This window comes from Micromonospora palythoicola (assembly GCF_036689795.1).
GTDB lineage: Bacteria > Actinomycetota > Actinomycetes > Mycobacteriales > Micromonosporaceae > Micromonospora > Micromonospora palythoicola.
Genome location: NZ_JBAGKI010000002.1, coordinates 120,459 through 146,492, shown reverse-complemented (window position 1 = coordinate 146,492; position 26,034 = coordinate 120,459). Strand labels below are relative to the sequence as shown.

The following is a 26,034-nucleotide window of genomic DNA, read 5'->3' as shown; positions in this document are numbered from 1 at the left end:
GCGGTGAGCGGACAGCAGAAGGCACTGCTGGCGGCGCTCGGCGTACTGCTGGTGGTGCTGTTCGCGGTGGCGGTCGGTGCGGGCAGCGACGACCGGGGCGACCCGACTGCCCGGCATCCGCTCATCGAGCTGCTGGGCCGGGCCGGTGGCGGACGCGGCGCCGTCGATCCGGCCAGTGTGGACGCGGACTGCCTGGCGGCCACCGGGCAGTTGGTCGTCGACGGCCGCTGCGAACTGCGCGTCGCCGACCCGGGCGGACTGCGCACGCTGATCCTGCGCGGTCCGCAGGCGTTCAGCGTGCGGGCGACGGCCCCGGGTGACGCCGACTTCACCGTCACCGACGAGGTGGAACCCGCCGCCGACGGCAGCGGCGCGGTGGCCCGCGTCGCCGTCGACCGGGCCACCACGGTGCTGGTGAGTTGCCCGGCCGGGTGCCTCGTCACGATCGCGCGGGACTGAGGCGAGGGGGCTGGGATGGGTGGGCTGCGCAGGCCGTTCCTGCTGCTGGCGATGCTGGCGCTGGTGCTGGCGGTGGGCGTGGAGGTGGGCGCCGGGCTGCTGCTCGGCGGCGGCGACGCCGGCGCGGAGCTGGCCGGCAGCGCCGCCGACCTCGGTGTCGAGGTCGGCGACGTACGCCAGGTCAGCGAGCCGTCCGGCCGCGGTACGGGCTACCTGGCGCTCATCGACGCGGCGGCGCTCTGGACGACCGGGCTGTTCTGCCTGGGCCTGGTGCTGCCGGAGCGGCTGCACGGCCGGATCCAGGGCGTCGCCACCCTGATCTTCTCGATCGTCCTGATCCTCGTGGCCCTGCTGGCGCTGGTGCTCGCCTTCATCGAGCTGATGATCATGGTGTCGTTGTTCCTGGCGCCGCCGTTCGGCACGCTCGCGTACCTGGCACTGTGGGGGTTCTTCCCGGTCGGTGACGCCGCGGCGCTGCTCGGCCTGGTGCTGCTGCTCAAGCTCGCCTGGGCCGGGTTGCTGATCCTGGCCCAGCCGAAGTTCCTGCAGAACAAGGGCCTGGTCCTGCTGATCCTGACCAGTCTGCTCGGCACCGTGGTGCTGGGGTTCCTGCACGGCCTGGTGCCGGTGATCCTGGTCAGCATCCTCGACTCCGTGGGCGCCGTGGTCTTCGCGGTCATCGCGATCGTCTGGGCGCTGGTGCTGCTGATCGGAGCGATCCCGGCGATCGTCAAGGCGGTGCGGGCCACCGCCGCGCTGCGCGCCGAACCGGACCCGCACGGTTGAGGCGGGGGCCGCGACCGGCCGCGTCGCGGCGGGCGGCGATTCCCGGACACCGCCGGTGGCGCCGACCGGATATGGTTGCCCGGTGATCGGGCTCGGCCTGCTCTGGTACCTCGTCGGCGTACTGGCCGACGTCGGTGCCACCAGCATGCTCTCCGGCACGGCGGCGGTGACCGGCGCACTGCTGACCGCCCTGCTGGCCGCCGCGGCCCTGATCCCCGCACTGGTGGCCGACCCCGACCTGCGGATCACCCGTCGGATGCTGCGGGAACGCTCCGGTCGTACCGGCGTACCCCGCCACCGTGATCCGGACGCCGCCGGCCGGGCCCGCCCCAGAGCCCCCACCACGGCGACCCTCGCGGTCGCCTGAGCCTCACCTCACCCACTTCCTGCCGCTCGTCGGCGACCGCTGGTGACCGTTCCTGCTCGCATCAGTCGTAGTCGCACGTCGAGGGGTTTTCTCATGTCCGTGATCTACCATGCCATCTCCGCGATCCTGCTGTTCTGGCACAGCGCCTGGCAGCGGCTGCTCGGCGACGCGTCCGCGCTGGGCACCGACTGGTCCTGGGTGCTGGGCATCGTCTTCCTGGTGCTCACCGTCCGGGTCGTCCTGCTCCCGGTCTTCGTCAAACAGATCCGTTCGCAACGGGCGGTGCAGGCGTTGCAGCCGAGGATCGCCGAACTCCGAACCCGGCACCGCGACGACCGGGAGACCCTGCAGCGGGAACTGGTCGAGCTCTACCGGGCGGAGAAGGCGAACCCACTGATGGGTTTCCTGCCGATGGTGGTGCAGATCCCGGTGTTCCTCGGCCTGCTGCACGTGTTGCGCCATCTCAAGCCGACGATGCCGGAGCAGCTGAAGACCTTGTACGGCTGGACCGTCACCCAGTTCGACAGCGCCTCGTCGGCCACGCTGTTCGGCGCCCCGATCGCGGGTACCTTCGGCTCCACAGGGCGGGATCTGGCCCTGCTCGGGGCCGACGGCGCCACGGTCCGGATCGTGGCCGCCGTGCTGGTCGCCACGATGGTCGTCACGACCTACCTGTCCAGCCGGCAGCTGATCCTGCGCAGCGGCTGGGCCACGGATCCGCCGCAGCGGCTGGTGCAGCGGCTGATGCTCTACGGCATCCCTGCCTCGCTGCTCGTCTCCGGGTTGATCTTCCCGATCGGCGTGATCATCTACTGGGTGACCACGAACCTCTTCTCGCTCGGGCAGCAGACCTGGATGCTGCGCCGGTACCCGCCGCCGGTCGACGGTGCCACCAGTCCGGGGGCGCGGGCCGACACGCCGAAGGCCGTCACGACCGGAAACGGCGACGAGCCGGGCCGTCCGGCCGCACCGAAGGTCGGTGCGAAGCCGACCAACCGCCGCCGCAGGCGTGCCACCTGAGTCGTGCGGTCACCGCGCGGCGCAGGTGCACCAGGGCAGTTCCCGACCATCGGGAACTGCCCTGGATCACGCGGTCGACCACCATCGCGGCGGTGGCCGGCCGGCACGGACTCAGCTGATCTCGGCGGTCGTCCAGCGGGCGGAGGCGTTGGTGACCGGTGCGACGTCGCCCACCAGGGTGGTCGAGGCCGCCACGTCACGGCGTGCGCTGGTGCCGACCCAGAGGTCGACGGCACCGGGCTCCACCACGCGGGTGAGCGTCCGGTCGGAGAAGGCCAGCCGGGTGGTGGGCACCGTGAACGCGACGGTGACCGACTCGCCCGGGGCCAGGTGGACCCGCTGGTAGCCGAGCAGCTGCGCCACCGGTCGGGTCACCGACGCCACCAGGTCCCGGCCGTAGAGCTGCACCACCTCGTCGCCGGCCACCGCGCCGGTGTTGGTGACGCACACGCTCACCGCCAGGGCCCCGTCGGTCGGCACCGTGGCCGGCACCGTCAGGTCCGTGTACCCGAAGGTCGTGTACGACAGCCCGTGGCCGAACGGTGCGGCGGGCGTCGCCAGCAGGTTCGTCACCTCGTTGCCGTCACCGAGCGTCGGATGCAGGTACGAGTACGGCTGCGCCCCCGCTGACCGGGGCAGGCTGACCGGCAGCCGGCCCGACGGGTTGACCCGTCCGGAGAGCACGCCGGCGATCGCGCCGGCGCCCTCCTCACCGGGGAAGAACGTCTGCACCACCGCCGCGCAGCGGCTCAGCGCCCAGTCGATCGCGTACGGCCGGCCGGTCAGCAGCACCAGGACGACGGGTCGGCCCGTCGCCAGCACCGCCTCGACCAGTTCCCGCTGCACACCGGGCAGCTCCAGATCGTCCCGGTCGCATCCCTCGCCGACCGTGCCGCGCCCGAACAGGCCCGCGTGGTCGCCGACGACGAGGACGGCGACATCGGCGGCGGACGCCGCGGCGACCGCCGCCTCGAAGCCGGAGCGGTCGTCGTCGTCGACCGCGCAGCCGAGGGCCGAGGTGACGAGTTCCGGGCCGAACTCGGCGCGCAGCGCGTCGAGCACGCTCGGCACCTCGATGCCGGCCTCCACGTCGGGATGCTGTACGAGCACGTGGTTGAGGAAGGAGTAGCAGCCGAAGAGAGCACCCTGCCGGTCCGCGTTCGGCCCGATCACCGCGATCCGGCGGCCCGCCGGCAGCGGCAACGCGTCCTGGTTGGCGACCAGGACGATCGACTTCTCGGCGAGGCGGCGGGCGATCGCCCGGTGCTCGGGCGAGTCGAGGTCGACCGCCTGGACCGGCTCGTCGGTGAAGGTGGCGTCCAGCAGCCCGAGGTCCAGCTTCTGCCGCAGCACCCGCAGCACCGCCTGGTCGATCACCGACTCGTCGATCCGGCCGGCCCGCACCGACTCCGCGAGGGTCAGGTACGCGTCGCCGGTGGGCAGCTCGATGTCGACACCGGCGGTCAGCGCCTGCACGGCCGCGTCCGCGTGGTCACCGGCGACCTGGTGCAGCAGGTTCAGGAACGCCACACCGAAGTAGTCGGCCACCACCGTGCCGTCGAAGCCCCACCGGTCCCGGAGCAACCCGGTGAGCAGCGTCGGATCCGCGGCCACGGGCACCCCGTCGATCTCGGCGTACGAGTGCATCACGGAGCGGGCGTCGCCGTCGAGGATCGCCATCTCGAACGGTACGAGCAGCACGTCGGCCAGTTCGCGCGGGCCGGCGTGCACCGGCGCGAAGTTGCGCCCGGCGCGGGAGGCGGAGTAGCCGACGAAGTGCTTGAGGGTGGCGTGCACGCCCTGCGACTGCAGCCCGCGCACGTACGAGGTGCCCAGCGTGCCGACCAGATAGGGATCCTCGGCGATGCACTCGTCGACCCGCCCCCACCGGGGGTCGCGGATCACGTCGAGCACCGGGGAGAGCCCCTGGTGGACGCCGAGCGCCCGCATCGACGCCCCGATCGCCGCGGCCATCTCGGTGACCAGGTCGGGGTCGAAGGCGGCACCCCACGCCAGCGGGGTGGGGAAGGTCGCCGCCTTCCACGCCGACAGTCCGGTCAGGCACTCCTCGTGCACGATCGCGGGGATGCCGAGCCTGGTTCCCGTCACCAGGTCGGACTGGAACTTCCACAGCCATGACGCCCGCGACACGGCCTCGACGGGCCGGGTGCCGTAGGCGCGGGTGAGGTGACCGAGCCCGTGCCGGGAGAAGTCCTCGAGCCGGCCGATGTCGCCGAACTCGCCCTGCAGCGGCGCGACGGCCTCACCCTCGGCCTTCTCCCAGAAGCCGACGAGCTGCGCGACCTTCTCCTCGATCGTCATCCGACCGAGCAGTTCACGTACGCGCGTCTCGCCATCGGACCCGTACCGGTCGGGCCGGCCGTGGCCCGATCCTGTCTGGGCCGGCACCGGCGCCGGCCCGCCCACGACTTCGCGGACCTCAGTCATGCTGTGTTACCCCTTTGTGTTGGTGCCGCTGCCGCTCAGCCCTTGACCGCGCCCTGGAGGCCACCGACGATCTGCTTCTCGGCGAACGTGAAGAAAATAAGTGCCGGCAACATCGCCAGCGAGGTGAAGGCGAGAATTCCCGCCGTGTCGGAGGTGTACTGGCTGGAGAAGTTCTGCACGCCCAGCGGCAGGGTGTGCAGGCTCGCGTCACCGAGCACGAGCAGCGGCAGCAGGAACGCGTTCCAGCTGGTGACGAAGGCGAGAATACCGACGGTGACCAGCGCGGGCCGCGACAGGGGCAGCAGAATGCGCCAGAGGAAACCGAGCCGACCGGTGCCGTCGATCGCGGCAGCGTCCTCCAACTCGCGAGGGATGGCGGTGAGGAACGGACGCAGGATCACGATCGTCAGCGGCAACGCGAAGGCGACCTGCGGCAGGATCACCGCGTAGTACGAGTTGATCAGATTGAGGTCACGCAGCATCAGGTAGAGCGGCAGGATCGCCGCTCCGGCCGGGAACAGCAGACCCAGGGTGAAGAAGGTGTAGAGCACCTCCCGGCCCCGGAAGGTGTAGCGGGCCAGCACGAACGCGGCGCAGACCCCCAGCACCACGACGCCGATGGTGGTGCCCAGGGACACCACGGCGCTGTTGAACACCTGCCGCCAGAAGTCGCTCTGGGTCAGCACCCGGGAGTAGTTGTCCCAGACCCACGGGTCGGGCAGGCCGGCCGGATCGGCGACGATCTGCGGCGTGGTACGGAACCCGCCCACGATCACGTAGACCACCGGAGTGATCGACACTGCGGCGACCGCGAGTGCCAGCGCGTAGGTGAGCGGGTTCCCCCACGAGATCGGGCGACGCTTGGCGGTCGGAGGCAGGACGGCGTTCGCGGCCACGATCAGTTTGCCCTTCTGGTGATGGCGCCCTCGATGTCACGACGCAGGAGGAAGCGCTGGAACAGCACCGCCGCGACGAACGAGATGGCGAACAGGATGACCGCCACCGCGTTGCCGTAGCCCCACAGGCGGGCGAAGAACCCGTTGTCCACCATGTACGTCGCCATGGTCGCCGACGCGCCGAGCGACCGCACCGCGGGCACGGAGGTCACCCAGATCACGTCGAAGACCTGCAACGAGCCGATCATGGACAGGAACATCCAGATCCGGATCGTCGGTCCCAGCAGTGGCAGCGTCACGTGACGCTGGATCTGCCACCAGCTCGCGCCGTCGATGGCGGCGGCCTCGTTCAGCTCCTGCGGCACGTTCGACAGGCCGGCGAGCAGGAGGATGATGGCGAAGCCGACGTACTTCCAGGTGAGCACGGCCAGCATCGTCCAGATGACCACGTCGAGGTCGGCGAGCCACGCCTGCACCAGGCTGCCCAGCCCCAGCGACTCCAGCATCGCGTTGACCGTGCCGGCGTCGGACAGCAGCAGCTTCCACATGATGCCGACGGTGACCTCGGCCAGCACGTACGGCACGAAGGCCAGCAGGCGGAACAGCGTACGGCCACGGAAGTTGCGGTTGAGCAGCAGGGCCACACCCAGGGCGATCGGCCCCTGGATCAGCAGTGACCCGAACACGATTATCGCGTTGTTGCGCAGCGCGTCGATGAAGATCGGGTCCTGGAACGCCAGGACGTAGTTGTCGAAGCCGACGTAGTCGGTGGGTGGTCCCACGCCACGCCAGCGGAACAGGCTGTAGTAGAAGGCGAAGCCCATCGGGACCAGCACGAACATCACATAGACGATGACGGCTGGCGTGGTGAGCCCGATGATCTCGTACCACTTGCGTCGGGTCTCGGCGACCCGAGCTGACGAGCGTCGGGCGGGCCGGGGTCCCGCCGGCGGCGCGGATGCGCCGCCGGCGAGGTCCAGGGTCGGATTGGTCGAGGTCACTTGCGCGCGGCCGCCTTCATGGCCTCGACAACCTGCTCGGGGGTGCCGTTGCCGGCGAAGATGGCGACGATCGCGTCGTTCATCGCGTTGCCGACGGTGCTGCCGAACGCCGTGTCCAGCCAGAGCTGCACGTAGGTGGCGCTGGTGGTGGCCTCCAGGATGGACTTCAGCGCCGGGTCCTTGACGCCGTCCTCGGCACCCTTGGCGACCGGCAGGCCGGTGCCGGTCTCGGCGTAGCCCTTCTGCACCTCGGGGCTGACGATGTACTTGAGGAACTCGACGCACTCGGCCGGGGCGTTCTTGGCGCAGGCGAAGCCGTCGCCGCCGCCCAGGGCCGCCTTCGGGTCACCGGCGGAACCGGTGATGGCCGGAACCGGGAACCAGCCGATGAACTTGTTCAGCGCCTCCTGGTCCTCGGTGACGGTGTCCAGGGTGCCCTTGTTCCAGTCACCCATCAGTTCCATCGCGGCCTTGCCGTTGGCCAGCAGACCGTTGGCGCTGGTCGGGTCGTTCTGACCCGGCGTGGCGATGAAGTTGGGCTGGAACGGCTTGGTGTCGATGAACGCCTTCAGGTCCTGACCGGCCTTGACGAAGCACTGGTCGTCGAAGTTGTTCTCGAGGCTGGCCTTGCGCAGCGTGTCGACCGAGCAGGCACGCAGCGCGAAGTTGTACCACCAGTGCGCGGCGGGCCACTTGTCACCGGCGCCGACCGCGATCGGGATGACGTTGATCGCCTTGAGCTTGGTGACCGCGTCGTTCAGCTCGTCGAAGGTGGCCGGCGGCGCGGTGATGCCGGCCTGCTGGAACAGGTCCTTGTTGTACCAGATGCCCTCGATGCCCATCCGGTACGGCAGGCCGTACTGCTTGCCGTCGACCTGCCAGATCTCGACCGCGCTGCCGATGTTGGCAACCTCGTCCTTGACCTGGTCGGTGATGTCCTTGAGGTAGTCGGCCTCGACCTGCTCGCGGATCTCGCCACCGCCCCACGCCTGGAAGATGTCCGGCGGGTCGTTGCTGAGCAGCGCGGCGGGGAGCCGGGTGCGCTGGAGCTGGTTGGTCTCGATGCCCTCGATCTCGATCGTGACCGTGGGGTGCAGCGCATTGAAGTCCTTGGCGACCTTCGCCCAGTACTCTTTACCGGGACCGTCCTGGGAGGCGTTGTGCCACCAGGTCAGCGTCACCGGGTTCTTGTACAGCTCGCTCTCGGCAGGTGCCTCGCTCTCGCCCCCGCCGCCGCAGCCGGCGACGAGTAGTGCGGTTGTCATGGACAGCGCTAGAAAGGTGGTTGCACGGCGCTTTATAGCCATCGATGTCTCCTCGACCAGTCAGTCGGGTGCTCGGCCTGAGCGAGTTTTTCAGCAAGGTAATCCAGTGTCAATCGGTGTCGATAACGTTTTCGACTCGTCTGCGTAACCTGCCCGCCGGCCCTCTATCATCATCGGCGTGGCGTTTCCCCAGCGTGTCAAGATGTCGGACGTGGCCCGCACGGCCGGCGTCTCCGTGGCGACCGTTTCCAAGGTGGTGAATGGCCGTTACGGAGTGGCACAGGCGACCGTGGAACGGGTCCAGCAGGTCATCCGTCAACTCGGCTACGAGGCGAGCCTGGGGGCGCAGAGCCTGCGCAGCCATCGCACCAACGTGCTCGGCATCCTGGTCGCCGAGTTCGAGCCGTTCTCGACCGAACTGCTCAAGGGCGCCAGCGTGGAGGTCGCCGGCACCGGCTACCAACTGCTGGCGTACTCCGGCGGCGACGGCGCCGGGACGGCCGTGGGGTGGGAACGCCGCTCGCTGGCCCGGTTGTCCGGCACGCTCATCGACGGGGCGGTGATCGTCACGCCGACCGTGGTGGAGACCAAGCAGGGCTTCCACGTCGTGGCCGTGGACCCGCACACCGGCCCGTCGGGGCTGCCGACAGTCGACTCCGACAACTTCGCCGGCGCCGTCCTGGCGACCAACTATCTGCTGTCCCTCGGCCACCGCCGCATCGGGCACATCAGCGGACGCGCCGACCTCGAATCGTCCCGGCTCCGCGAGGCGGGCTTCCGGCAGGCCATGGCCGACGCGGGCGTGACGGTGGACGAGCGGCTGGTCCGGGTCGGCGGGTTCCGGGTCGACAGCGCCGCCGAGCCCGCCGCCGAGTTGCTCTCGTTGCCCGACCGCCCGACCGCGGTCTTCGCCGGAAACGACCTCTCCGCGATCTCCACCATCAACGTCGCCCGGAGCATGGGCCTGTCGGTCCCCGACGACATCTCCGTGATCGGCTTCGACAACATCCCGGAATCGGCGCTGGTGAATCCGCCGCTGACGACGATAATGCAGCCGTTGCAGCGGATGGGCGCCGAGGCGTTGCGCCTGCTCATCGACCTGATCGCCGGCGTCGAGCGGGACACCCACATCCGGCTGCCCACCGAACTGGTCGTCCGCTCCTCCTGCCGCCCGCACGACCCCGCCGGAACCTGAACCCCCGACGTCTCGCCCGCGCCCCGCGCCCGGCGCCTGCGAGTTGCGGCATGTCGCGGTTTCCGGCGCTCGGGACACCGCGACATGCCGCATTTCGTGAGCCAGGAACCTCGCAGGCGCGAGCCGGCGCGCAGGGCCGAGCCGGTGGTCAGTGCTCGGCGAGGGCGGCGGCGGTCTCCCGGTCGAGTTGGCCGTCGGCGACGGCCACCCGGTGGTGACCGCGTCGACTGGTGCCGGCCGGGATGGTCAGGGTCCGTTCGAAGGCGAAGGCCACGCAGACCCCCGGATACATGGCGGTCCGGACGAACCACCTGTCGCCGTCACCGAGACCGCTGAAGACCAGGGTGTACCCGCCACCCTCCGGTGCCTGTGCCCGCATCGCCACCCACGGTTCGGCGCACCCGTTGACCTGCTCCTCGCCGGTCAGCCGGGCGGTGAGGATCTCGGGCGGTTCGGCTGCCACCGCGCGCCAGAAGAACCCGCCGTAGCCCGCGCCGCCGGGGCGGCCGTTGGTGGCCGGGCTGCCCAGCGTGATGTCGCGGTCGGCGGGTGCGGTGAGCGTGCTGGTCAGGTCGAGCCGCCACGCGCCGTCGTGGCCGGGTACCGCCGAGGCGGCGAGCACCCGCCGTTCGGTGAGCAGCACCCGACCTGCCGGGTCGCACCAGTGCAACCGGTGGTCGAGCCGGTCGGTCGCCAGGTCCTCCCAGCCGACGTGCACGATTCGACCGTGGTCGGCGCGCCAGGTGTAACCGGTGCCGCGCACGTACGTCCGCCCGCCCCACAGGTTGGTGCCGGCCACGTCCTGCACGGCCAGCGACGCCCCCAGGTGCCACACGTGGTCGGCGGGCAGCGCGTCGGTGACCGGGGTGCCGGCCAGGGTGCGCACCGGATGCAGGTACGGCCGGGGCCCGTGCCGGACGTCCAGGTCGGGGGCGAGCACGTACCGGGCCACCGGCGTACCGTCGACGGAAAGCTGTGGGTCGGTCACGACAGCTCCACCCGGCTGACGTGTCGACGGCGGGCGACCGCGTGCACGGCGGCCAGCGCGTACCCGGCGAGGATCGGCACCGCCACCGGCGTGACCAGCGCGCCCAGCAGGACCACGACCAGCGCGGTGCCGGCGAGCGCGGCCCAGTTCGCGGGGTGGTCGAGGCAGGCGCGGGCGGCCCGGGTGACCGCCGACCGCCACCCGGTGCCGCCGGCACGCCCCACCTCGACCACGATCGCGGCGGCGTAGCCCAGCAGGGACGCCGCGACGGCGATTGTGACGACCAGCGCCACCGTACCGCCCGGGACGCGGCCGGTGGCCACCGCGACCAGGTCCGCGACGAGCAGCCCGGCGACGGCCAGCGCGACCAAGACCGCCGGTACGCCCGGCAGCAGCGCCCGTCCGAAGCGCGCCAGCGTACGCCGGGCGGGCGGCCAACCGCCGGTGGTGAGCCAGTCGTGCACGGCCGCGCTGGCGGTGCCGATCGCGGCGCCGGCGGTCAGCACCGGTGCCGCGGCGAGCACGGTCAGGATGCCCAGCAGCGCTAGGTCGGCGGCGTCGCTGACGGTGTCCCGCCAGTCCCGCCCGGGCTCGTGCCGCCCGGTGCGGGCGTCAGCCCTTGAGTCCACTGGTGTTGATCCCCTCGACGAGCATCCGCTGGAAGGCCACGAAGAATCCGAAGACCGGCAGTAGGGACAGCACCGCCATGGCGAACATCGGACCGACCGCGCTCTGGCTGGTCGAGTCGATGAACAGGGTCAGGGCCACCGGGACGGTGTAGTCGCTCAGGTCGGACAGGAAGACCAACTGCCGGAAGAAGTCGTTCCAGGTCCAGATGAACGAGAAGATCGCGGTGGTGACCAGGGCGGGCCGGCTCAGCGGCAGGATCACGTGCCGGAAGATGCCGAACGCGTTCGCGCCGTCGATGCGGGCCGCCTCGTCCAGTTCGCGGGGGATGCCGCGCATGAACTGCACCATCAGGAAGACGAAGAACGCCTCCGTGGCCAGGAACTGCGGGATCAGCAGCGGCAGGTAGGGCCATTCCCCGCCGACCAGGCCGAGGGTACGGAAGAGGATGTACTGCGGCACGATCAGCACGTGCCCCGGCAGCAGCAGGGTGCCGATCATGACGGCGAACCACAGCCCGCGCAGCCGGAATCTCAGCCGGGCGAAGGCGTACGCGGCGAGCAGGCAGCTCGCCGCGTTGCCGACCACGGTGAGCAGGCTGACCAGGGCGCTGTTGAGGAAGAAGCGGGCGAAGCTGACGTCGAAGTTGGTCCACCCGTCGGGGTAGTTGCCCGGGGTGAAGTCGCGGGGCAGCAGACCGATGTTGTTGACGATCTCCTCCTGCGACTTGACGGAGGTGCCGATCATCCAGAACAGCGGGTAGAGCACCACCGCGACGATGGCCAGCAGCACGACCAGCCGGAGCCAGGAGCGGCTGCGGGGCCGTCGCGGGCGGGTCGCTCCGGGCGGGGCGACGGTACCGGCCACCATCAGCGGTCCTCCCCGTCGGAGTAGTGCACCCAGAACCGGCCGGTGCTGAAGAAGACCACCGTGATGATCGCGATGGCGATCAGGAACACCCAGGCCATCGCGGAGGCGTAGCCCATCTCCAGGTCGGTGAAGCCGGTGATGTAGAGGTTGAGTGTGTACATCAGGGTCGAGTCGACCGGCCCGCCGGTGCCGTTGCTGAGCACGAACGCGGCGGTGAAACCCTGGAAACCGTTGATGGTCTCCAGCACCAGGTTGAAGAAGATCACCGGGGAGAGCATCGGCAGGGTCACGTTCACGAACTGCCGGAACCGGCCGGCCCCGTCGACCGAGGCGGCCTCGTACAACTCGGTCGGCACCTGCTTGAGGCCGGCCAGGAAGATCACCATCGGTGCGCCGAACTGCCAGATGGCCAGCACCATGAGCGTCTCCAGGGCCCAGTCCGGGTCGTTCACCCAGGGTTTGCCCTGGATGCCGAACAGGGCGAGGAACGAGTTGAACGCGCCCTCCCGGTTGAACATGTTGACCCAGACGATGGCCAGGGCGACGCTGCCGCCGAGCAGCGACGGCAGGTAGAACAGGCCGCGGAACAACCCGACTCCGCGCCAGGCCCGGTTGAGCAGCAGGGCCACCCCGAGCGCCGCGGCCAGTTTCAGCGGTACGGCGATGAGGGCGAAGCTGAGCGTGACCCGTACCGAGTGCCACCACGACGGATCGCTTGTGAACATCCGCTCGTAGTTGGCCAGCCCGACCCACTCCACCTCGGACAACGGGGTGAGGATGTCGTAGTTGGTGAAGCTGAGGTACAGCGACAACAGCATGGGTAGCGCCGTGATGCCCATCAGACCGATGAGCCAGGGCGTCAGGAAAACGTAACCGGCCAGACCTTCACCGTGCCGGATCCGTCCGGTCCCGCGCCGGTTGGCGTCGGGCCGGACGGATCCGGTGCCGCGTCGGGTCGGGTCGGGCGCCGTGGTCAGGGCCACGAACTGCTCCTCTCCGGGTGGTGCGGCGGGTCAGGAGGCAATGGCCGCCTTGCATGCCTCGACGAACTGGGCGGCGGCCTCGGCGGGGGTGGCCCGGCCGTACTGCGCGTTCTCGGCGGCCTTGGTCAACTCGGCGCGGACCTTGCTGTGGCCCTTGATCGGCACCTGCGGCGCCTCGCCGAACGTCTTGGCCAGCTCGGTCTCCACCGCGATGGACTGCTTCATCGCCTCGTCGGTGGTGTCGTCGCTGATCACCCGGCGCAGGTCCAGGTTGGACGGCAGGCCCCGGTCGGTGCCGAGCAGCTTGACCGCGTCGGGGTCGTTCGCCAGGAAGTTGATCACATCGACCGCGATGTCGGCGTTCTTGCTGCCCCGGAAGACCGACCAGTACATCGAGGCGCGGGCCCACTGGCCGCTCGGGTCACCCGGGTAGGCGATGACACCGAGTTCGTCGGAGGTGTTCTTCTTCAACTCCGGCATCTGGTTGACCCAGACCCAGGAGGTCGCCGACTTGCCGGTCACCACGAGCTGCTTGGTGATGTCGGTGGCGTTGCCCTCGTGGATCACGTCCGGGGTCGGCGTGGCACCCCGGTCCCGGGCCCCCTTCCACAGCTCGAACCACCTGGTCACGTCCTCGACGGTGAACCCGAGTTCGGTACCGGCGTAGAGGTCCTTGCCCTGCTGGCGCAGCCAGACCCAGAGCGCCTTGTAGTCGGCGCTGGGGTCCTGGGTGCCGGGTACGCCGGTCTTCTCGCTGACCTGCTCGGCCCAGGCGATGTGCTCCTCCCAGCTCATCCCCGTGGTCGGCTCGGGCAGGCCGTTCTCGGTCACCAGCGTCTTGTTGTAGACCAGGCCCTGGGTGTTCTCCCCGGCGGCCACGCCGGCGAGCTTGCCGTCGACCACCCCGTACTGGAGCAGGCTGGGCGGGAACTTGGTGGTGTCGAGGTCACCGGATTCCTGGTACGGCGTCAGGTCCAGGGTCGCGTTGCGGGCCGCGTACTCGGCGAGGAAGTTGTCGTCGATCTGGAAGATGTCCGGCGGGTTGCCGCCGGCGGTGAGGGTGGCCAGCTTGTCGAAGTAGCCCTGGTTGGCCTGCCAGACCTTCTCGAAGACGACGTCCGGATTCTTCTGGGTGTAGAGGTCCAACGCCTGCTCGGTGAGCTGGGCCCGGGCGTCACCGCCCCACCAGAAGATCGAAATCTTGGTCTTCCCGTCGGACGCGGCGTCGTCGCCGCAGGCCGCCGCCGCGCCGACCAGCGGCAGGGTCACGACCGCGGCGAGCAGGCCGCGCAGCAACCGGCGGCGGAGCAGGGGGGTACGGTAGGTGCGCCCGTCGGGCGCGCTGGCGGTGGGGTGTGTTGCGGGGTGCATGTGCGCTCACTCCTTGGCGTTAGGAGGCGACCACGTCACCGGCGGCCACGACCGGGTTGCCCGGGTCCGCACGGCGATGCGGGCCCGGGCCAGCGGCAGCGGTTCCGGGACGTTCCCGGCCGGCGTAGGGGCCCGGCCCGGTGGAGTCGCGGATGACCAACTCGGTCTGGAGCATTACCTGTGCGGTGGTGCGACGGACGCCGACTGCCACGGTGGCACCGCCGCCCCGCGTGGTGCGCGGGAGATCGGTGTCCTGTTGCAGCAACATGTCGACGGCCGTCCGGCCGGCGGCCGCGGTTGGCGTGGCCACCGTCGTCAGCTTGGGGCGGGTGAGTCGGCTCAGCGAGATGTCGTCGACGCCGACGACACTGACCTCCTGCGGCACCCGGACCCCGAGTGCGTCGAGCCCTTCCAGGAGACCGATCGCCATCAGGTCGTTGTAGGCGAGCACGGCGGTGACGCCGGCCCGGTGGACCTGCTCCGCCTGGGCGAGACCGCCGGTCTCGGTGGGCGGGTTGGGACCGAGGACCGTCAGGTCCGCACCCGCAGCCCGGGCGGCGGCGCTGGCGGCACGCCGGATCTCCCGGCTGGTCCACGAACCACGCGGGCCGCCCAGCAGTGCCAGCTCCCGGTGGCCCAGCCCGGCGAGGTGCTCGATCGCCGACCGCGCGCCCTGACCGACGTCCATCAGCACGCACGGCAGCCCGGCCAGTTGCCGGTTCACCACCACCAGGGGCACCTCCCGGCTGAGCTGCTCGATCAGGCTGTTGCTCATCCGGGGGCTGCACAGCAGCACCCCGTCGACCTGCTTGGCCAGCGCGTGGACCAGTTCCTCCTCGGCGGCGGCGTCCTCGTTGGTGTCGGCCACGAAGACGTGGTAGTCGCGGTGGCGGGCCTGGCTCTCCGCGGCCTTGATCAGTGGCGGGAAGAAGGGGTTGGCGATGTCGGCGATGATCAGCCCGATGTTGTGGGTGCGGCCGGTGATGAGTGCGCGGGCGGCGCGGTTGGGCCGGTAACCCAGATCCTCTGCGCACGCGAGCACTCGTACCCGGGTCTCCGGGTTGACCAGGTGGGGCGCCGAGAAGGTGCGGGAGACGGTGGAGATGTGCACGCCGGAGGCCCGGGCGACGTCCCTGATGGTGACTGGCATCCAGGCCCCCTTCGTCGATGTGTCGGCGGTCACGGTGCCGCCAATTAATGCAAACGGTTGTGCCACTGTCAACGGTGGATGGTTACAGCTGTGTTTCAGCAGACCGCTTGCCATGCACAGGTAAGCCCTTCAATCGGGGCAAAGGCCGCCGATTTTTCCGCCTTCGTTGACGCGAGCCGATCGACCGTGCTTACTTCGATGCAAAGGTTTGCAAAAAGATCGAGGAGGATCGCTCCGTGTCACCGCAACCCGGCACCCGGGCCCGGTACGCCGTGGTCGGCACCGGCGCCCGTGCCGAGATGTTCGTCCGGGCGCTGGTGCGCGAGCACGCCGACACCGCCGAGCTGGTCGCCTTCGCCGACGTCAACCAGGCCAGGATGGACGCCCACAACCGGTGGCTGGGTGAGCTGGGGCACCGGCCCGTGCCGACCTACCACGCGAGTGACTTCACCGCGATGCTGGCCAAGGAGCGCGTCGACGTGGTGCTGGTGACCTCCGTGGACGTCACCCACGACGGGTACGTGGTGGCCGCGCTTGAGGCCGGCTGCGACGTGGTCTGTGAGAAGCCGATGACCACCGACGCGCCGCGCTGCCAGCGCATCCTCGACGCGGTACGCCGTACCGGCCGACGGGTGACGGTCGCCTTCAACTACCGCTACAACCCGCTGCACGAGCAGCTGCGCCGGCTGCTGGCCGACGGCGCGGTCGGCGAGATCGGTTCGGTGCACTTCGAGTGGCTGCTCGACGTACGCCACGGCGCCGACTACTTCCGCCGCTGGCACCGCGACAAGGCCAGCTCCGGCGGGCTGATGGTGCACAAGGCCAGCCACCACTTCGACCTGGTCAACTGGTGGCTGGACGCCACACCGGTGCAGGTGTACGCGGCCGGCCGGCTGTTCTTCTACGGCGACGACGGCCGCCGGCACGGCTACGCTCGGGACTACGACCGGGCGCACGCGTCGCCGGCCGCCGACGACGACCCGTTCGCGTTGCGGCTGGCCGAGCACCCCCGACTGCGCGAGCTTTACCTCGACGCCGAGGCCGAGGACGGTTACCACCGCGACCGCAACGTCTTCGCCCCCGGCGTCAGCATCGAGGACGACATGGCGGTACTGGCCACCTACTCCACCGGGGCGACCATGACCTACCACCTCACCGCGTACGCGCCCTGGGAGGGATACCGGGTCATGGTCAACGGCAGCCGGGGCCGCCTCGAACTGGAGGTCACCGAGAGCGAGTTCGTCAGCCCGGCCGCCGCCGGCGCGCTGAAGGGCGCCGCGCTGCACGGCGACCAGGCCGCCGAGGAGGGTGGTGCCGCCACGCTGACCCTGCGCCCCTTCTGGGCACCGCCGCAACGCATCGAGGTCGACGGCTACACCCGGCACGGGCACGGCGGGGCGGACGCCCGGATGACCCAGGTGCTGTTCGGCGGCGTACCCGATCCGCTGCACCGCGCGGCGACCGCCCGGGACGGGGCGCTGGCCCTGCTCACCGGCCTGGCCGCCAACCGGTCCTTCGACACCGGCGCCCCCGTGCGGGTGGCCGACCTGCTCACCCTCGACTGACACCGACCACAGGAGCCGCTCCCCGTGCCCACCTCGACCAGACCCGACCTGCTCCTCCCCGCCGAGCCGGGCCAACGCGCGCTGGCCCGGGAGCTGTACGCGCTGGTGGCGGGGTTGCCCATCATCTCACCGCACGGGCACGTCGATCCGGCGTTGCTGGCCGAGGACCAGCCGTTCCCCGACCCTTCGCAGCTGCTCATCGTGCCCGACCACTACGTCACCCGGATGCTGCTCAGCCAGGGCGTCTCCCCCGGCGAGCTGGGCGTGCCCAGTCGCGACGGCAGCCCGGTGGAGACCGACGGGCGACGCATCTGGCGTCGTTTCGCCGACCACTGGTACCTGTTCCGGGGCACCCCGTCGCGACTGTGGTTGGAGCAGACCTTCACCGAGGTGTTCGGGGTCGACACCCGGCTCACCCCGGGCACCGCCGACCAGGTGTACGACGCCCTCGCGGCCCGGCTCGCCGAGCCCGGCTTCCGGCCCCGGGCCCTGTTCGAGCGGTTCAACATCGAGGTGCTCGCCACCACCGAGTCGCCCCTGGACGACCTGGGTCGGCACGCCAAGCTCGCCGCCGACGGCTGGGGCGGCCCGGGCGGGCGGGTGGTCACCACCTTCCGCCCCGACAACGTGGTGGACCTGGACTTCGAGGGCTGGTCGGACAACGTCGACCGGCTCGGCGAGATCGCCGGAGAGGACACCGGAACGTACGCCGGCTATCTGGCCGCGCTGCGGGCACGTCGGGTCGCCTTCATCGCCGCCGGCGCCACCTCCTCCGACCACGGCCACCCCACCGCCCGCACCCTCGATCTCGGTCCCGACGCGGCGACGCTGTTCGACCGGGCGCGGCGGGGCGCGGCGGAGCCGGGTGACGCCGAGGCGTTCCGGGCCCACATGCTGCTGGAGTTCGCCCGGATGTCGCTCGACGACGGCCTGGTCATGCAGTTGCACCCGGGCGCGGTGCGCAACCACAACCGGTGGCTGCACGCCCGGCACGGCCGCGACGTGGGCGGCGACATCCCGCAGGTCACCGAGTACGTGCACGCGCTCGCCCCGCTGCTCGACGCGTACGGCAACGATCCCCGGCTGCGGGTGGTGCTCTACACCCTCGACGAGGACACCTTCACCCGGGAGCTGGCGCCGCTGGCCGGTGGATACGCCGCCCTGCTGCTCGGCGCTCCCTGGTGGTTCCTGGACTCCCCCGAGGTGCTGCGGCGCTTCCGGGAGTCGGTGACCGAGACCGCCGGCTTCTACAACACGGCCGGGTTCGTCGACGACACCCGGGCGTTCTGTTCCATCCCGGTCCGCCACGACGTGGCGCGCCGCGTCGACGCCGGCTACCTGGCCCGGCTGGTCGCCGAGCACCGGTTGCCCATGGACGAGGCCGCCGAGACCATCGTCGACCTGGCGTACCGGCTGCCGAAGCGGGTCTTCAAGTTCGGAGAAGAGTCATGACCACCATCACCGAGGTGACCGTGCGCGACGTGCGGTTCCCCACCGCCGCCAGCGGCGACGGCTCCGACGCGATCAACCGCGGCGACTACTCGGCCACCTATGTGGAGTTGAGCACCGACGGCGGCCCGACCGGCGCCGGGTTCACCTTCACCAACGGCCGCGGCAACGAGATCACCTGCGCCGCCGTCGAGGCCCTGGCTCACCACGTACGGGGACGCGGCATGGCGGAGATCATCGCCGAGCCGGTGGCCTTCTGGCGCTCGCTCGTGGCCGACGTGCAGCTGCGCTGGCTCGGCCCCGAGAAGGGGGTCATCCACATGGCCACCGGCGCGCTGGTCAACGCGGTGTGGGACCTGCGGGCCAAGCTGGCCGGCCAGCCGATGTGGCGCTACCTGGCCGAGCTGCCCACCGACGAGCTGGTGGCAAACATCGACTTCACGCACATCACCGACGCGCTCACCGCCGACGAGGCCGCCGCGATCCTGGACAAGGGACGCGACGGGCTCGCCGACCGGCTGGCGCTGCTGGAGCGGGACGGTTTCCCCTCGTACACCACCTCGGTGGGCTGGCTCGGCTACCCCGACGACAAGGTCCGGGCGCTGACCCGGGCCGCGTACGCGCAGGGGTGGCGGGCGATGAAGATGAAGGTCGGCGGGCCGCCCGCCGACGACCTGCGGCGGGCCCGGATCATCCGGTCGGAGATCGGTCCGGACGCGCTGCTGATGATGGACGCCAACCAGGTCTGGGACGTCGACGAGGCGATCACCAACATGACGGTCCTGGCCGAGGTCGACCCGTACTGGATCGAGGAGCCGACGCACGCCGACGACATCCTCGGCCACGCCCGGATCGCCCGCGCGATGGACGAGCTGACCGGCGGACGGTGCCGGGTCGCCACCGGCGAGGTGGCCGCCAACAAGGTCATCTTCAAGCAGCTGTTGCAGGCCGAGGCGATCGGCGTGATGCAGATCGACGCCTGCCGGGTCGGCGGGGTCAACGAGGTGCTCGCCGAGATGCTGATGGCGGCGAAGTTCGGGGTGCCGATCTGCCCGCACGCCGGCGGTGTCGGCCTCTGCGAGTACGTCCAGCACCTGGCGATCTTCGACTACCTGCGGGTGGGCACGAGTCTGGAGGGACGGATGGTGGAGTACGTCGACCACCTGCACGAGCACTTCGTCGACCCGGTACGCACCCGCGACGGGCGCTACCTGCTGCCGACCGCGCCCGGTTACAGCGCCACCATGCGCCCCGAGTCGATCGCCACCTTCCGCTTCCCGGACGGCCCGGCATGGCGGTGACCGTGGGCGCGTCCCGGCTCGGGCTGGGCGCGGTGCGCCGGTTGCCCGCCGAGGCCCGCCCACTGGTCCGGCCGGGCACCGTGCCGGCCGGCGTGGTGCACCTCGGGCTCGGCGCCTTCCACCGCGCCCACCAGGCGGTCTACACCGAGCAGGCGATCGGCCTGGCCGGCGGCGACTGGGGCATCATCGGCGTGGCCCCGCGCAACGCGGCGATCGTGGCGACCCTGGCCGCCCAGGACAACCTGTTCAGCGTCAGCACGCTCTCCGCCGCCGACCAGCGCACCCGCGTGGTCGGCTCACTGGCCGGGGTGCGGCTGGCCGCCGCCGACCCGCGGGCGGTGGTGGCCCTGCTGGCCGACCCGGCGATCCGGGTGGTCACGCTGACCGTGACCGAGAAGGCGTACCAGCTCGATCCGGCCGCCGGCACGCTGCGCCCCGACACCGACCTGGTCGCCGACCTGACCACCGACCGACCGCCGGTCACCGTGCCGGGGCTGCTGGTGCGTGGCCTGCTGGCCCGCGCCGCCGCCGACGCCGGGCCGATCGCCCTGGTCAGCTGCGACAACCTGCCCGCCAACGGCCGCCGGCTGCGCGGCCTGGTGACCCAGTCCCTGGCGTACGCCGGCACGTCGCAACAGGTGCTGGACTGGGTCGAGGGGCAGGTCGGTTTCCCGGGCACCATGGTGGACCGGATCGTCCCGGCCAGCACCCCCGAGACCCTCGCCGCGGCCCGTCGGGCGCTCGGCGTCGAGGATCTCGCGGCGGTGGCGGCCGAGCCGTACACGCAGTGGGTCATCGAGGACGACTTCCCCGGCGGTCGGCCGGCATGGGACCGCGCCGGTGCGGTGCTCTGCGCGGACGCGGGCCCGTGGGAACGGCTGAAGTTGCGCGCCCTCAACGGCGTGCACTCGGCGGCCGCCTACCTCGGCGCGCTTGCCGGCTGCGAGACGATCGCGGACGCCCTCGCACTGCCGCACCTGGACACCGTGCTACGCCGGCTGATCGCCGACGACGTGGCCGCCAGCTTCACCCCACCCGACGGAGTCGACGTGGTCGGCTACGGCGAGCAGGTGTTGGAACGGTTCGGCAACCCGGCGATCCGGCACCGCACCCTCCAGGTGGCGATGGACGGGTCGCAGAAGCTGCCACAGCGCATCCTGCACACCGTCGCCGACCTGCGGGCGGCCGGACGACCGGCCCGGTGGGCGGCGTTGGTCGTCGCCGCCTGGATCCGGTTCGCCCAGGGCAGCGCCGACGATGGCCGGTCGCTCCCCCTCGATGACCCGCTGGCGGAGCGGATCCGCGCGGTCCTGGCCGCCGCGCCACGGACCCCGGCGGGCGCGGTGGACGCCATGCTCGGCCTCGACGAGGTCGTGCCACCCGAGGTGGCCGCCGACGCGCAGGTCCGCGCCGACGTGATCGGCTGGCTCACCGACCTGCACCAGCACGGGGTACGCGCCACCCTGGCCGGTGCGCGGTGACATCCGCCGACCCGATCGCGGCGGGGTCGACCCGCGTCGACCCCGCCCGCGCCGCACCGGGACCGGCTCGCACCACGGCACCTCGGTGGTCGCGCGGCACCCAGGTGCCCCGGGTGGCGCTGGTGGGGGCGAACGGGCACGGCCGCTGGCACCGTCGGGTGATCGGGCCGCTGCACGAGGCCGGGCGGGTCCGGCTGGTCGCCCTGGTCGACACCCGGCCGATCGAGTGCGAACCGGCGGCGCCGGTGCCGGCCGGGGTGCCGGTCTTCGCCGACCACCGGGCGATGCTCGCCGACGTCACGCCGGACGTGGTGGTCATCTGCACCCCGCCGCACACCCACCTGCGGATCGCCCGGGACGCGGTGACCGCCGGGGCGGACGTGCTGCTGGAGAAGCCGCCGGTGCTGTCCACCGCCGAGCACGAGGAACTGTCCGGGGCGCTGGCCACCACCGGCCGGGTGGTACAGGTCGGTTTCCAGGCGCTCGGCTCGGCAGCTCTGAACGCGTTGACGGACGCGGTGTCGGCCGGCCGGGTGGGCGCGGTGAACGGCATCGCCACGGTGGCGGCCTGGCAACGCCCGGACGCCTACTACGCCCGCGCGCCCTGGGCCGGGCGCCGGCTGCTGGACGGTCGGCCGGTGCTCGACGGCGCGCTGGCCAATCCCCTCGCCCACGCGGTGATGCAGTGCCTGGCGGTCGCCGAGGCGCTCGGTGGCGGACCGGTGGAGCCGGTGAGCATCGAGGTGGAGCGCTACCGGGTACGGCCGATCGAGGTGGACGACACCGCCGCGCTGCGGGTCCGGCCCCGGCACGGTCCGCCGATCGTGGCCGCCGTGACCCTGGCCGGCGAGGACTTCATCGCCGGTGAGGTGATCGTCACCGGCGCCGTTGGGCGGGCGGTGCTGGAGTACCCGACCGACCGGCTGCGGCTGCCCGGCGAGGCCACCGCCGGTACGGTGCCCGGCCGGCGCGGGCTGCTGGAGAACCTGCTGGACCACCGGGCCGATCCACACGTACCGCTGATCGCGCCGCTGGCCCGGACCGCCCCGTTCACCGCCGTCCTGACCGCCCTGCGGGCGGCGCCCGAGCCGGCGCTGCTCGACGGCGACCTGGTGGAGGCCGTCGGTGCCGGCGCAGAGCGGGTGTTGCGGGTGCGTGGCGTCAACGAGGTGCTACGTCGGGTGGCCGACGAGGGCCGGCTGCCGTCGGAACTCGGCGTGCCATGGGCGATAACGCCGTGGCGAAACCGGCCCGTCGGGCAAGAATAGGAGGCACCGCCGCAACAAACTGCAAATCCTCGGTCCACACAGGATCAGAGACAACGCGATGAACAGCAGTTTCCCGACCACGTCACGTCGGGTCGATGCCACCCGACAGTATTACCTGCAACAAATCTGCACATCATTAATATTGACCCTCGTAAAAACGCGACCGTAACCTTCGTCACTAATAAGAAACAACGACGAAGGAAACGGAAACGAGCCGATGCGCAGACTTGCCGCCGCCGCGGCATCGACGATTATCGCCCTGACCGTCCTCCCCACCGCCGCCCTGGCGCAACCGTCGCACGACACCGATGCGCCCGCCGGCAGCCACCGCGAGCGGGACGCCCGGGGCGCACTGTCCCCGTTGGCCCGACAGCTCGGCCGGCAGGCTCTCCCGGCCGGCGACGGCTGGGCCGCCGCCGGGCCCGGCACCACCGGGGGTTCCGCCGCCACGGCCGAGCAGATCCACGTGGTGAGCAGCCGCGCCGAGCTGGTCGCGGCGCTCGGCGGCGACAACGCCACGAACGCGACGAACGCCACCGCCAAGATCGTGTACGTCAGGGGCGACATCGACGGTTTCGAATCTGCCGACGGTCGACTGCTCGACTGCGCCGACCTGGCCGATCCCGGGTACTCGCTGCAGGAGTACCTGGCCGCGTACGACCCGGCGGTGTGGGGTCGGGTGGCACCGAGCGGGCCGCTGGAGGAGGCGCGGGTACGGTCGGTGACCAACCAGACCCGGCAGACCCAGATCAACGTCGGCCCGAACACCACCATCATCGGGTTGCGCGACGCGCGGCTGACCGGCCTGACCCTGATGATCGACCGGGCGACGAACGTGATCGTCCGCAACATCACCTTCGACGACGCCCGGGACTGCTTCCCCGCCTGGTCACCGACCGACGGCGAGGCCGGCAACTGGAACTCGCAGTACGACCTGGTCTCGGTGCGCCGCAGCGAGAACGTCTGGATCGACCACAACACCTTCACCGACGGCGACAACCCGGACAGCGCCCAGCCCGTCCACTTCGGACGGCCCCACCAGGTGCACGACGGCGCGCTGGACATCACGCACACCGCGAGCCTGGTGACCGTCTCCTGGAACCGGTTCTCCGGTCGCGACAAGCTGATGCTGATCGGCTCGTCCAACACGGTCGGCCCGGACGTCGGCCGGCTCAACGTGACCCTGCACCACAACTTCTTCGACGGCGGCCTGCAACGGCTGCCCCGCGTCCGCTTTGGTCAGGTGGACGTCTACAACAACGCCTACCGGCTCGGCGGCGACGGCTTCCAGTACGCCATCGGCGTCGGCGTCCAGTCCGCCGTGCACGCCGAGAACAACCACTTCACCCTCGATGCCGACGTCAGCGCCGCCGACCTGCTGTACGACTGGGGCGGCACGGCGATCACCACCCGGGGCAACTGGGTGAGCTCGGCCGGTGCGCCGTCCCGCCCGGTCGACCTGGTGGCCGCGTACAACGCCGGACACGACCCCGACCTGAGCCCCGACGCCGGCTGGACACCGACGTTGCGGCACGGCCCGGTGCTGCCGGCCCCGCTGGTGCCGCTGCTGGTCCGTCCACTCGCCGGCGCCGACCGCCTACCGCTGTAGATCCCACACCACCACCAACCAGGAAGGTGAGACGAGGATGAGACGACAAGTCGCACTCCGGCTCCTCGCGGGGCTGGCCACCACCGCCGTGGGAGCCGCGGTCTGCGTGACGCTGACGACGCCGCAGGCGTCGGCCGCGGTCGGCAGCGCCACCGGCTTCGCGACCGGCAACGGTGGCACCACCGGCGGCGCGGGCGGGCAGACCGTACGCGCCACCAGCGGCACCCAGATCCACGCGGCCCTGTGCAACCGGGCCAGCAGCAGCACCCCGATCACCATCCAGGTCGAGGGGACCATCAACCACGGCAACACCACGAAGGTGTCCGGTTCGAGCTGCAACACCGCCGCCGACGTGATCGAACTCAAGCAGATCAGCAACGTCACGATCCTCGGTGTCGGCAACGGGGCCGTCTTCGACCAGATCGGCATCCACATCCGCGAGGCCAACAACATCATCATCCAGAACGTGACCGTCCGGAACGTCAAGAAGTCGGGCTCGCCGACCTCCAACGGCGGCGACGCCATCGGGATGGAGGCCGACGTCCGCAACGTCTGGGTCGACCACGTCACCCTGGAGGCCTCCGGCGGCGAGTCGGAGGGGTTCGACGGCCTGTTCGACATGAAGAACAACACCCAGTACGTGACGCTGTCCTACAGCATCCTGCGCAACTCCGGCCGGGGTGGCCTGATCGGGTCCAGCGAGAGCGACACGTCCAACGGTTACGTCACCTTCCACCACAACCTGTACGAGAACATCGACTCCCGTACCCCGCTGCTGCGCGGCGGCATCGCCCACATCTACAACAACCACTACGTACGCCTCAACGAGTCCGGCATCAACTCCCGGGCCGGGGCACGCGCCAGGGTGGACAACAACTACTTCCAGAACTCCAAGGACGTGCTGGGCACCTTCTACACCGACGCGGCCGGCTACTGGCAGGTAAGCGGCAACATCTTCGACAACGTGACCTGGTCCTCGCGCAGTGGCGACACCAACCCGGCCGGCCCCAACCCGACCTCCAACACCAGCGTCAGCATCCCGTACTCGTACCGCCTCGACGCGGCCAGTTGCGTGCCGAGCATCGTCAACCAGACCGCCGGCGCGAACAAGGGCATCCGTACCTCCAACGGCAACTGCACGCCGCAGAGCCCGACCGCCGGGCCGACCAGCCCGACGCCTGGACCGACCACCACCACCGCACCGCCGACCAGCAACCCGACGCCGACGCCGAGCCAGCCCAGCGGCACCAACCTCAGCATCGGCGCCGGCTCCGACGGCTCCAGCAAGGCCAGCGGCACCAGCTACGGCGACGTGCGCGACGGCGACATGAACACCGCCTGGTCACCGAGCGGCAGCACCGGCCATATCTCGATCAAGTGGGGTTCGGCCACCACCGTGTCGAGGATCAACATTCGGGAGGCGTCCGGCTCCGTCGGCACCATCCGCAACTGGCGGGTCCTCAACCACGACACCGGCGCGGTCCTCGCTACCGGCACCGGCGCGGGCGTCATCAGCTTCGGGTCGACCTCCCTGCGCAAGATCACCTTCGACATCACCAGCTCGACCGGCACCCCACGGGTCGCCGAGTTCGAGACGTACGCCAGCTAGCCCTCCCGCACCGACCCGGTGGGGGCCGTCGACACCCGACGGCTCCCACCACTGCTTCCCTCCGCCCCCTAATGCTCTGCCCGCCCAGCGGCGCGATGCCGCGGGGCGGCATGGTGCCACGGGCGGTGGGACACCGCCACGTCCGCCGACGGGAGCCGGCCGTGATCGCGTACGGCAGAATCTGCGGGCGATGCACGCGGCGACCATCCTCACCGCGCTCGCCGACCTGGCCCCGGCCGGTGCCGAGCGGATCCTCGACGTGGCCGGAACCGGCCGACCGCTGGTCTGGCTGCCGGAACCGCACCGGGGCCCACGCGGCGCACGAC

The 26,034-nt window shown here is 70.9% G+C and carries 22 protein-coding genes; 12 read left to right on the top strand and 10 right to left on the bottom strand.

From position 1 onward, the window contains the following. The first annotated feature begins 3 nt into the window (after positions 1-3). The 4 genes from V5O40_RS01730 (at position 4) to yidC (ending at position 2,632) form a co-directional block, all read left to right on the top strand. Positions 4-459, top strand: a complete 456-nt coding sequence (locus V5O40_RS01730) for a hypothetical protein (protein ID WP_332903770.1) — start codon at positions 4-6, stop codon at positions 457-459. Positions 460-474: 15 nt separating this feature from the next. Further along, positions 475-1,245, top strand: coding sequence for a hypothetical protein (locus V5O40_RS01725; RefSeq protein WP_332903769.1), 771 nt, complete (start codon positions 475-477; stop codon positions 1,243-1,245). An 82-nt stretch (positions 1,246-1,327) separates the two neighbouring features. Then, on the top strand, positions 1,328-1,612 hold the full coding sequence (locus tag V5O40_RS01720; RefSeq protein WP_332903768.1) for a DUF6412 domain-containing protein: 285 nt from the start codon (positions 1,328-1,330) through the stop codon (positions 1,610-1,612). A gap of 93 nt (positions 1,613-1,705) precedes the next feature. After that, positions 1,706-2,632 carry a membrane protein insertase YidC gene (gene yidC / locus V5O40_RS01715; protein WP_332903767.1) on the top strand — a complete coding sequence of 309 codons (927 nt, stop codon included), beginning with the start codon at positions 1,706-1,708 and terminating at the stop codon, positions 2,630-2,632. Positions 2,633-2,743: 111 nt separating this feature from the next. Here yidC and V5O40_RS01710 read toward each other — a convergent pair whose 3' ends face one another. The 4 genes from V5O40_RS01710 to V5O40_RS01695 are packed head-to-tail and all read right to left on the bottom strand — an operon-like array spanning position 2,744 to position 8,242. Next, positions 2,744-5,080, bottom strand: coding sequence for a beta-xylosidase/alpha-l-arabinosidase (locus V5O40_RS01710; protein WP_332903766.1), 2,337 nt, complete (start codon positions 5,078-5,080; stop codon positions 2,744-2,746). 35 nt (positions 5,081-5,115) lie between these two features. After that, positions 5,116-5,982, bottom strand: coding sequence for a carbohydrate ABC transporter permease (locus V5O40_RS01705; RefSeq protein WP_332903819.1), 867 nt, complete (start codon positions 5,980-5,982; stop codon positions 5,116-5,118). Beyond that, a complete protein-coding gene (locus V5O40_RS01700) occupies positions 5,979-6,977 on the bottom strand; it encodes a carbohydrate ABC transporter permease (RefSeq protein WP_332903765.1) in 999 nt (332 codons plus the stop codon). Before V5O40_RS01700 ends, V5O40_RS01705 begins: the two co-directional genes overlap by 4 nt. Further along, positions 6,974-8,242, bottom strand: a complete 1,269-nt coding sequence (locus tag V5O40_RS01695) for an ABC transporter substrate-binding protein (protein WP_332903764.1) — start codon at positions 8,240-8,242, stop codon at positions 6,974-6,976. Before V5O40_RS01695 ends, V5O40_RS01700 begins: the two co-directional genes overlap by 4 nt. Positions 8,243-8,420: 178 nt before the next feature. Here V5O40_RS01695 and V5O40_RS01690 point away from each other — a divergent pair, with 178 nt between their 5' ends. Then, positions 8,421-9,437 (top strand): LacI family DNA-binding transcriptional regulator, encoded by a 1,017-nt coding sequence (locus V5O40_RS01690; RefSeq protein WP_332903763.1) that lies wholly within the window; start codon positions 8,421-8,423, stop codon positions 9,435-9,437. Between the two features lie 148 nt (positions 9,438-9,585). On the opposite strand, the gene V5O40_RS01685 is transcribed toward V5O40_RS01690, so the two are convergent. Genes V5O40_RS01685 through V5O40_RS01660 form a run of 6 tightly spaced genes read right to left on the bottom strand, consistent with a single transcriptional unit; the run spans position 9,586 to position 15,426 of the window. Continuing rightward, entirely contained in the window at positions 9,586-10,425 is an 840-nt protein-coding gene (locus tag V5O40_RS01685) for a DUF6807 domain-containing protein (protein ID WP_332903762.1), read from the bottom strand. After that, complete coding sequence (locus V5O40_RS01680) at positions 10,422-11,054, bottom strand: hypothetical protein (protein ID WP_332903761.1); 633 nt, start codon at positions 11,052-11,054, stop codon at positions 10,422-10,424. The genes V5O40_RS01685 and V5O40_RS01680 overlap by 4 nt, the downstream gene beginning before the upstream one ends. Next, complete coding sequence (locus V5O40_RS01675; RefSeq protein WP_332903760.1) at positions 11,038-11,922, bottom strand: carbohydrate ABC transporter permease; 885 nt, start codon at positions 11,920-11,922, stop codon at positions 11,038-11,040. Before V5O40_RS01675 ends, V5O40_RS01680 begins: the two co-directional genes overlap by 17 nt. Next, positions 11,922-12,905, bottom strand: a complete 984-nt coding sequence (locus V5O40_RS01670; RefSeq protein ID WP_332903759.1) for a carbohydrate ABC transporter permease — start codon at positions 12,903-12,905, stop codon at positions 11,922-11,924. The genes V5O40_RS01675 and V5O40_RS01670 overlap by 1 nt, the downstream gene beginning before the upstream one ends. Before the next feature lie 30 nt (positions 12,906-12,935). Then, on the bottom strand, positions 12,936-14,276 hold the full coding sequence (locus tag V5O40_RS01665; RefSeq protein WP_332903758.1) for an ABC transporter substrate-binding protein: 1,341 nt from the start codon (positions 14,274-14,276) through the stop codon (positions 12,936-12,938). Between the two features lie 19 nt (positions 14,277-14,295). Continuing rightward, entirely contained in the window at positions 14,296-15,426 is a 1,131-nt protein-coding gene (locus V5O40_RS01660) for a LacI family DNA-binding transcriptional regulator (RefSeq protein WP_332903757.1), read from the bottom strand. A 236-nt stretch (positions 15,427-15,662) separates the two neighbouring features. On the opposite strand from V5O40_RS01660, the gene V5O40_RS01655 reads away from it, so the two are divergent. The 7 genes from V5O40_RS01655 to V5O40_RS01625 all read left to right on the top strand — a co-directional run bounded on the left by V5O40_RS01655 (position 15,663) and on the right by V5O40_RS01625 (position 25,708). Then, on the top strand, positions 15,663-16,991 hold the full coding sequence (locus tag V5O40_RS01655) for a Gfo/Idh/MocA family protein (protein ID WP_332903756.1): 1,329 nt from the start codon (positions 15,663-15,665) through the stop codon (positions 16,989-16,991). Positions 16,992-17,015: 24 nt separating this feature from the next. After that, complete coding sequence (gene uxaC, locus V5O40_RS01650) at positions 17,016-18,443, top strand: glucuronate isomerase (RefSeq protein WP_332903755.1); 1,428 nt, start codon at positions 17,016-17,018, stop codon at positions 18,441-18,443. Continuing rightward, positions 18,440-19,741 (top strand): enolase C-terminal domain-like protein, encoded by a 1,302-nt coding sequence (locus V5O40_RS01645; protein ID WP_332903754.1) that lies wholly within the window; start codon positions 18,440-18,442, stop codon positions 19,739-19,741. The genes uxaC and V5O40_RS01645 overlap by 4 nt, the downstream gene beginning before the upstream one ends. Beyond that, a complete protein-coding gene (locus V5O40_RS01640) occupies positions 19,732-21,222 on the top strand; it encodes a mannitol dehydrogenase family protein (protein ID WP_332903753.1) in 1,491 nt (496 codons plus the stop codon). Before V5O40_RS01645 ends, V5O40_RS01640 begins: the two co-directional genes overlap by 10 nt. A 113-nt stretch (positions 21,223-21,335) precedes the next feature. Further along, complete coding sequence (locus tag V5O40_RS01635; RefSeq protein ID WP_332903752.1) at positions 21,336-22,490, top strand: Gfo/Idh/MocA family protein; 1,155 nt, start codon at positions 21,336-21,338, stop codon at positions 22,488-22,490. A 217-nt stretch (positions 22,491-22,707) separates the two neighbouring features. Continuing rightward, positions 22,708-24,099, top strand: a complete 1,392-nt coding sequence (locus tag V5O40_RS01630; protein ID WP_332903751.1) for a pectate lyase family protein — start codon at positions 22,708-22,710, stop codon at positions 24,097-24,099. 37 nt (positions 24,100-24,136) lie between these two features. Continuing rightward, positions 24,137-25,708: a pectate lyase family protein gene (locus tag V5O40_RS01625; RefSeq protein WP_332903750.1), complete on the top strand. Its 1,572-nt coding sequence runs from the start codon at positions 24,137-24,139 to the stop codon at positions 25,706-25,708. The last annotated feature ends 326 nt before the right edge of the window (positions 25,709-26,034 follow it).

What these genes read in the sequence shown, in the direction of transcription:
- V5O40_RS01725 (WP_332903769.1), top strand. Translation starts at nt 475, where the DNA reads ATGGGTGGGCTGCGCAGGCCGTTCCTGCTGCTGGCGATGCTGGCGCTG.
- yidC (WP_332903767.1), top strand. Translation starts at nt 1,706, where the DNA reads ATGTCCGTGATCTACCATGCCATCTCCGCGATCCTGCTGTTCTGGCAC.
- V5O40_RS01710 (WP_332903766.1), bottom strand. Translation starts at nt 5,080, where the DNA reads ATGACTGAGGTCCGCGAAGTCGTGGGCGGGCCGGCGCCGGTGCCGGCC.
- V5O40_RS01695 (WP_332903764.1), bottom strand. Translation starts at nt 8,242, where the DNA reads ATGACAACCGCACTACTCGTCGCCGGCTGCGGCGGCGGGGGCGAGAGC.
- V5O40_RS01675 (WP_332903760.1), bottom strand. Translation starts at nt 11,922, where the DNA reads ATGGTGGCCGGTACCGTCGCCCCGCCCGGAGCGACCCGCCCGCGACGG.
- V5O40_RS01665 (WP_332903758.1), bottom strand. Translation starts at nt 14,276, where the DNA reads ATGCACCCCGCAACACACCCCACCGCCAGCGCGCCCGACGGGCGCACC.
- V5O40_RS01660 (WP_332903757.1), bottom strand. Translation starts at nt 15,426, where the DNA reads ATGCCAGTCACCATCAGGGACGTCGCCCGGGCCTCCGGCGTGCACATC.
- V5O40_RS01645 (WP_332903754.1), top strand. Translation starts at nt 18,440, where the DNA reads ATGACCACCATCACCGAGGTGACCGTGCGCGACGTGCGGTTCCCCACC.
- V5O40_RS01640 (WP_332903753.1), top strand. Translation starts at nt 19,732, where the DNA reads ATGGCGGTGACCGTGGGCGCGTCCCGGCTCGGGCTGGGCGCGGTGCGC.
- V5O40_RS01630 (WP_332903751.1), top strand. Translation starts at nt 22,708, where the DNA reads ATGCGCAGACTTGCCGCCGCCGCGGCATCGACGATTATCGCCCTGACC.
- V5O40_RS01625 (WP_332903750.1), top strand. Translation starts at nt 24,137, where the DNA reads ATGAGACGACAAGTCGCACTCCGGCTCCTCGCGGGGCTGGCCACCACC.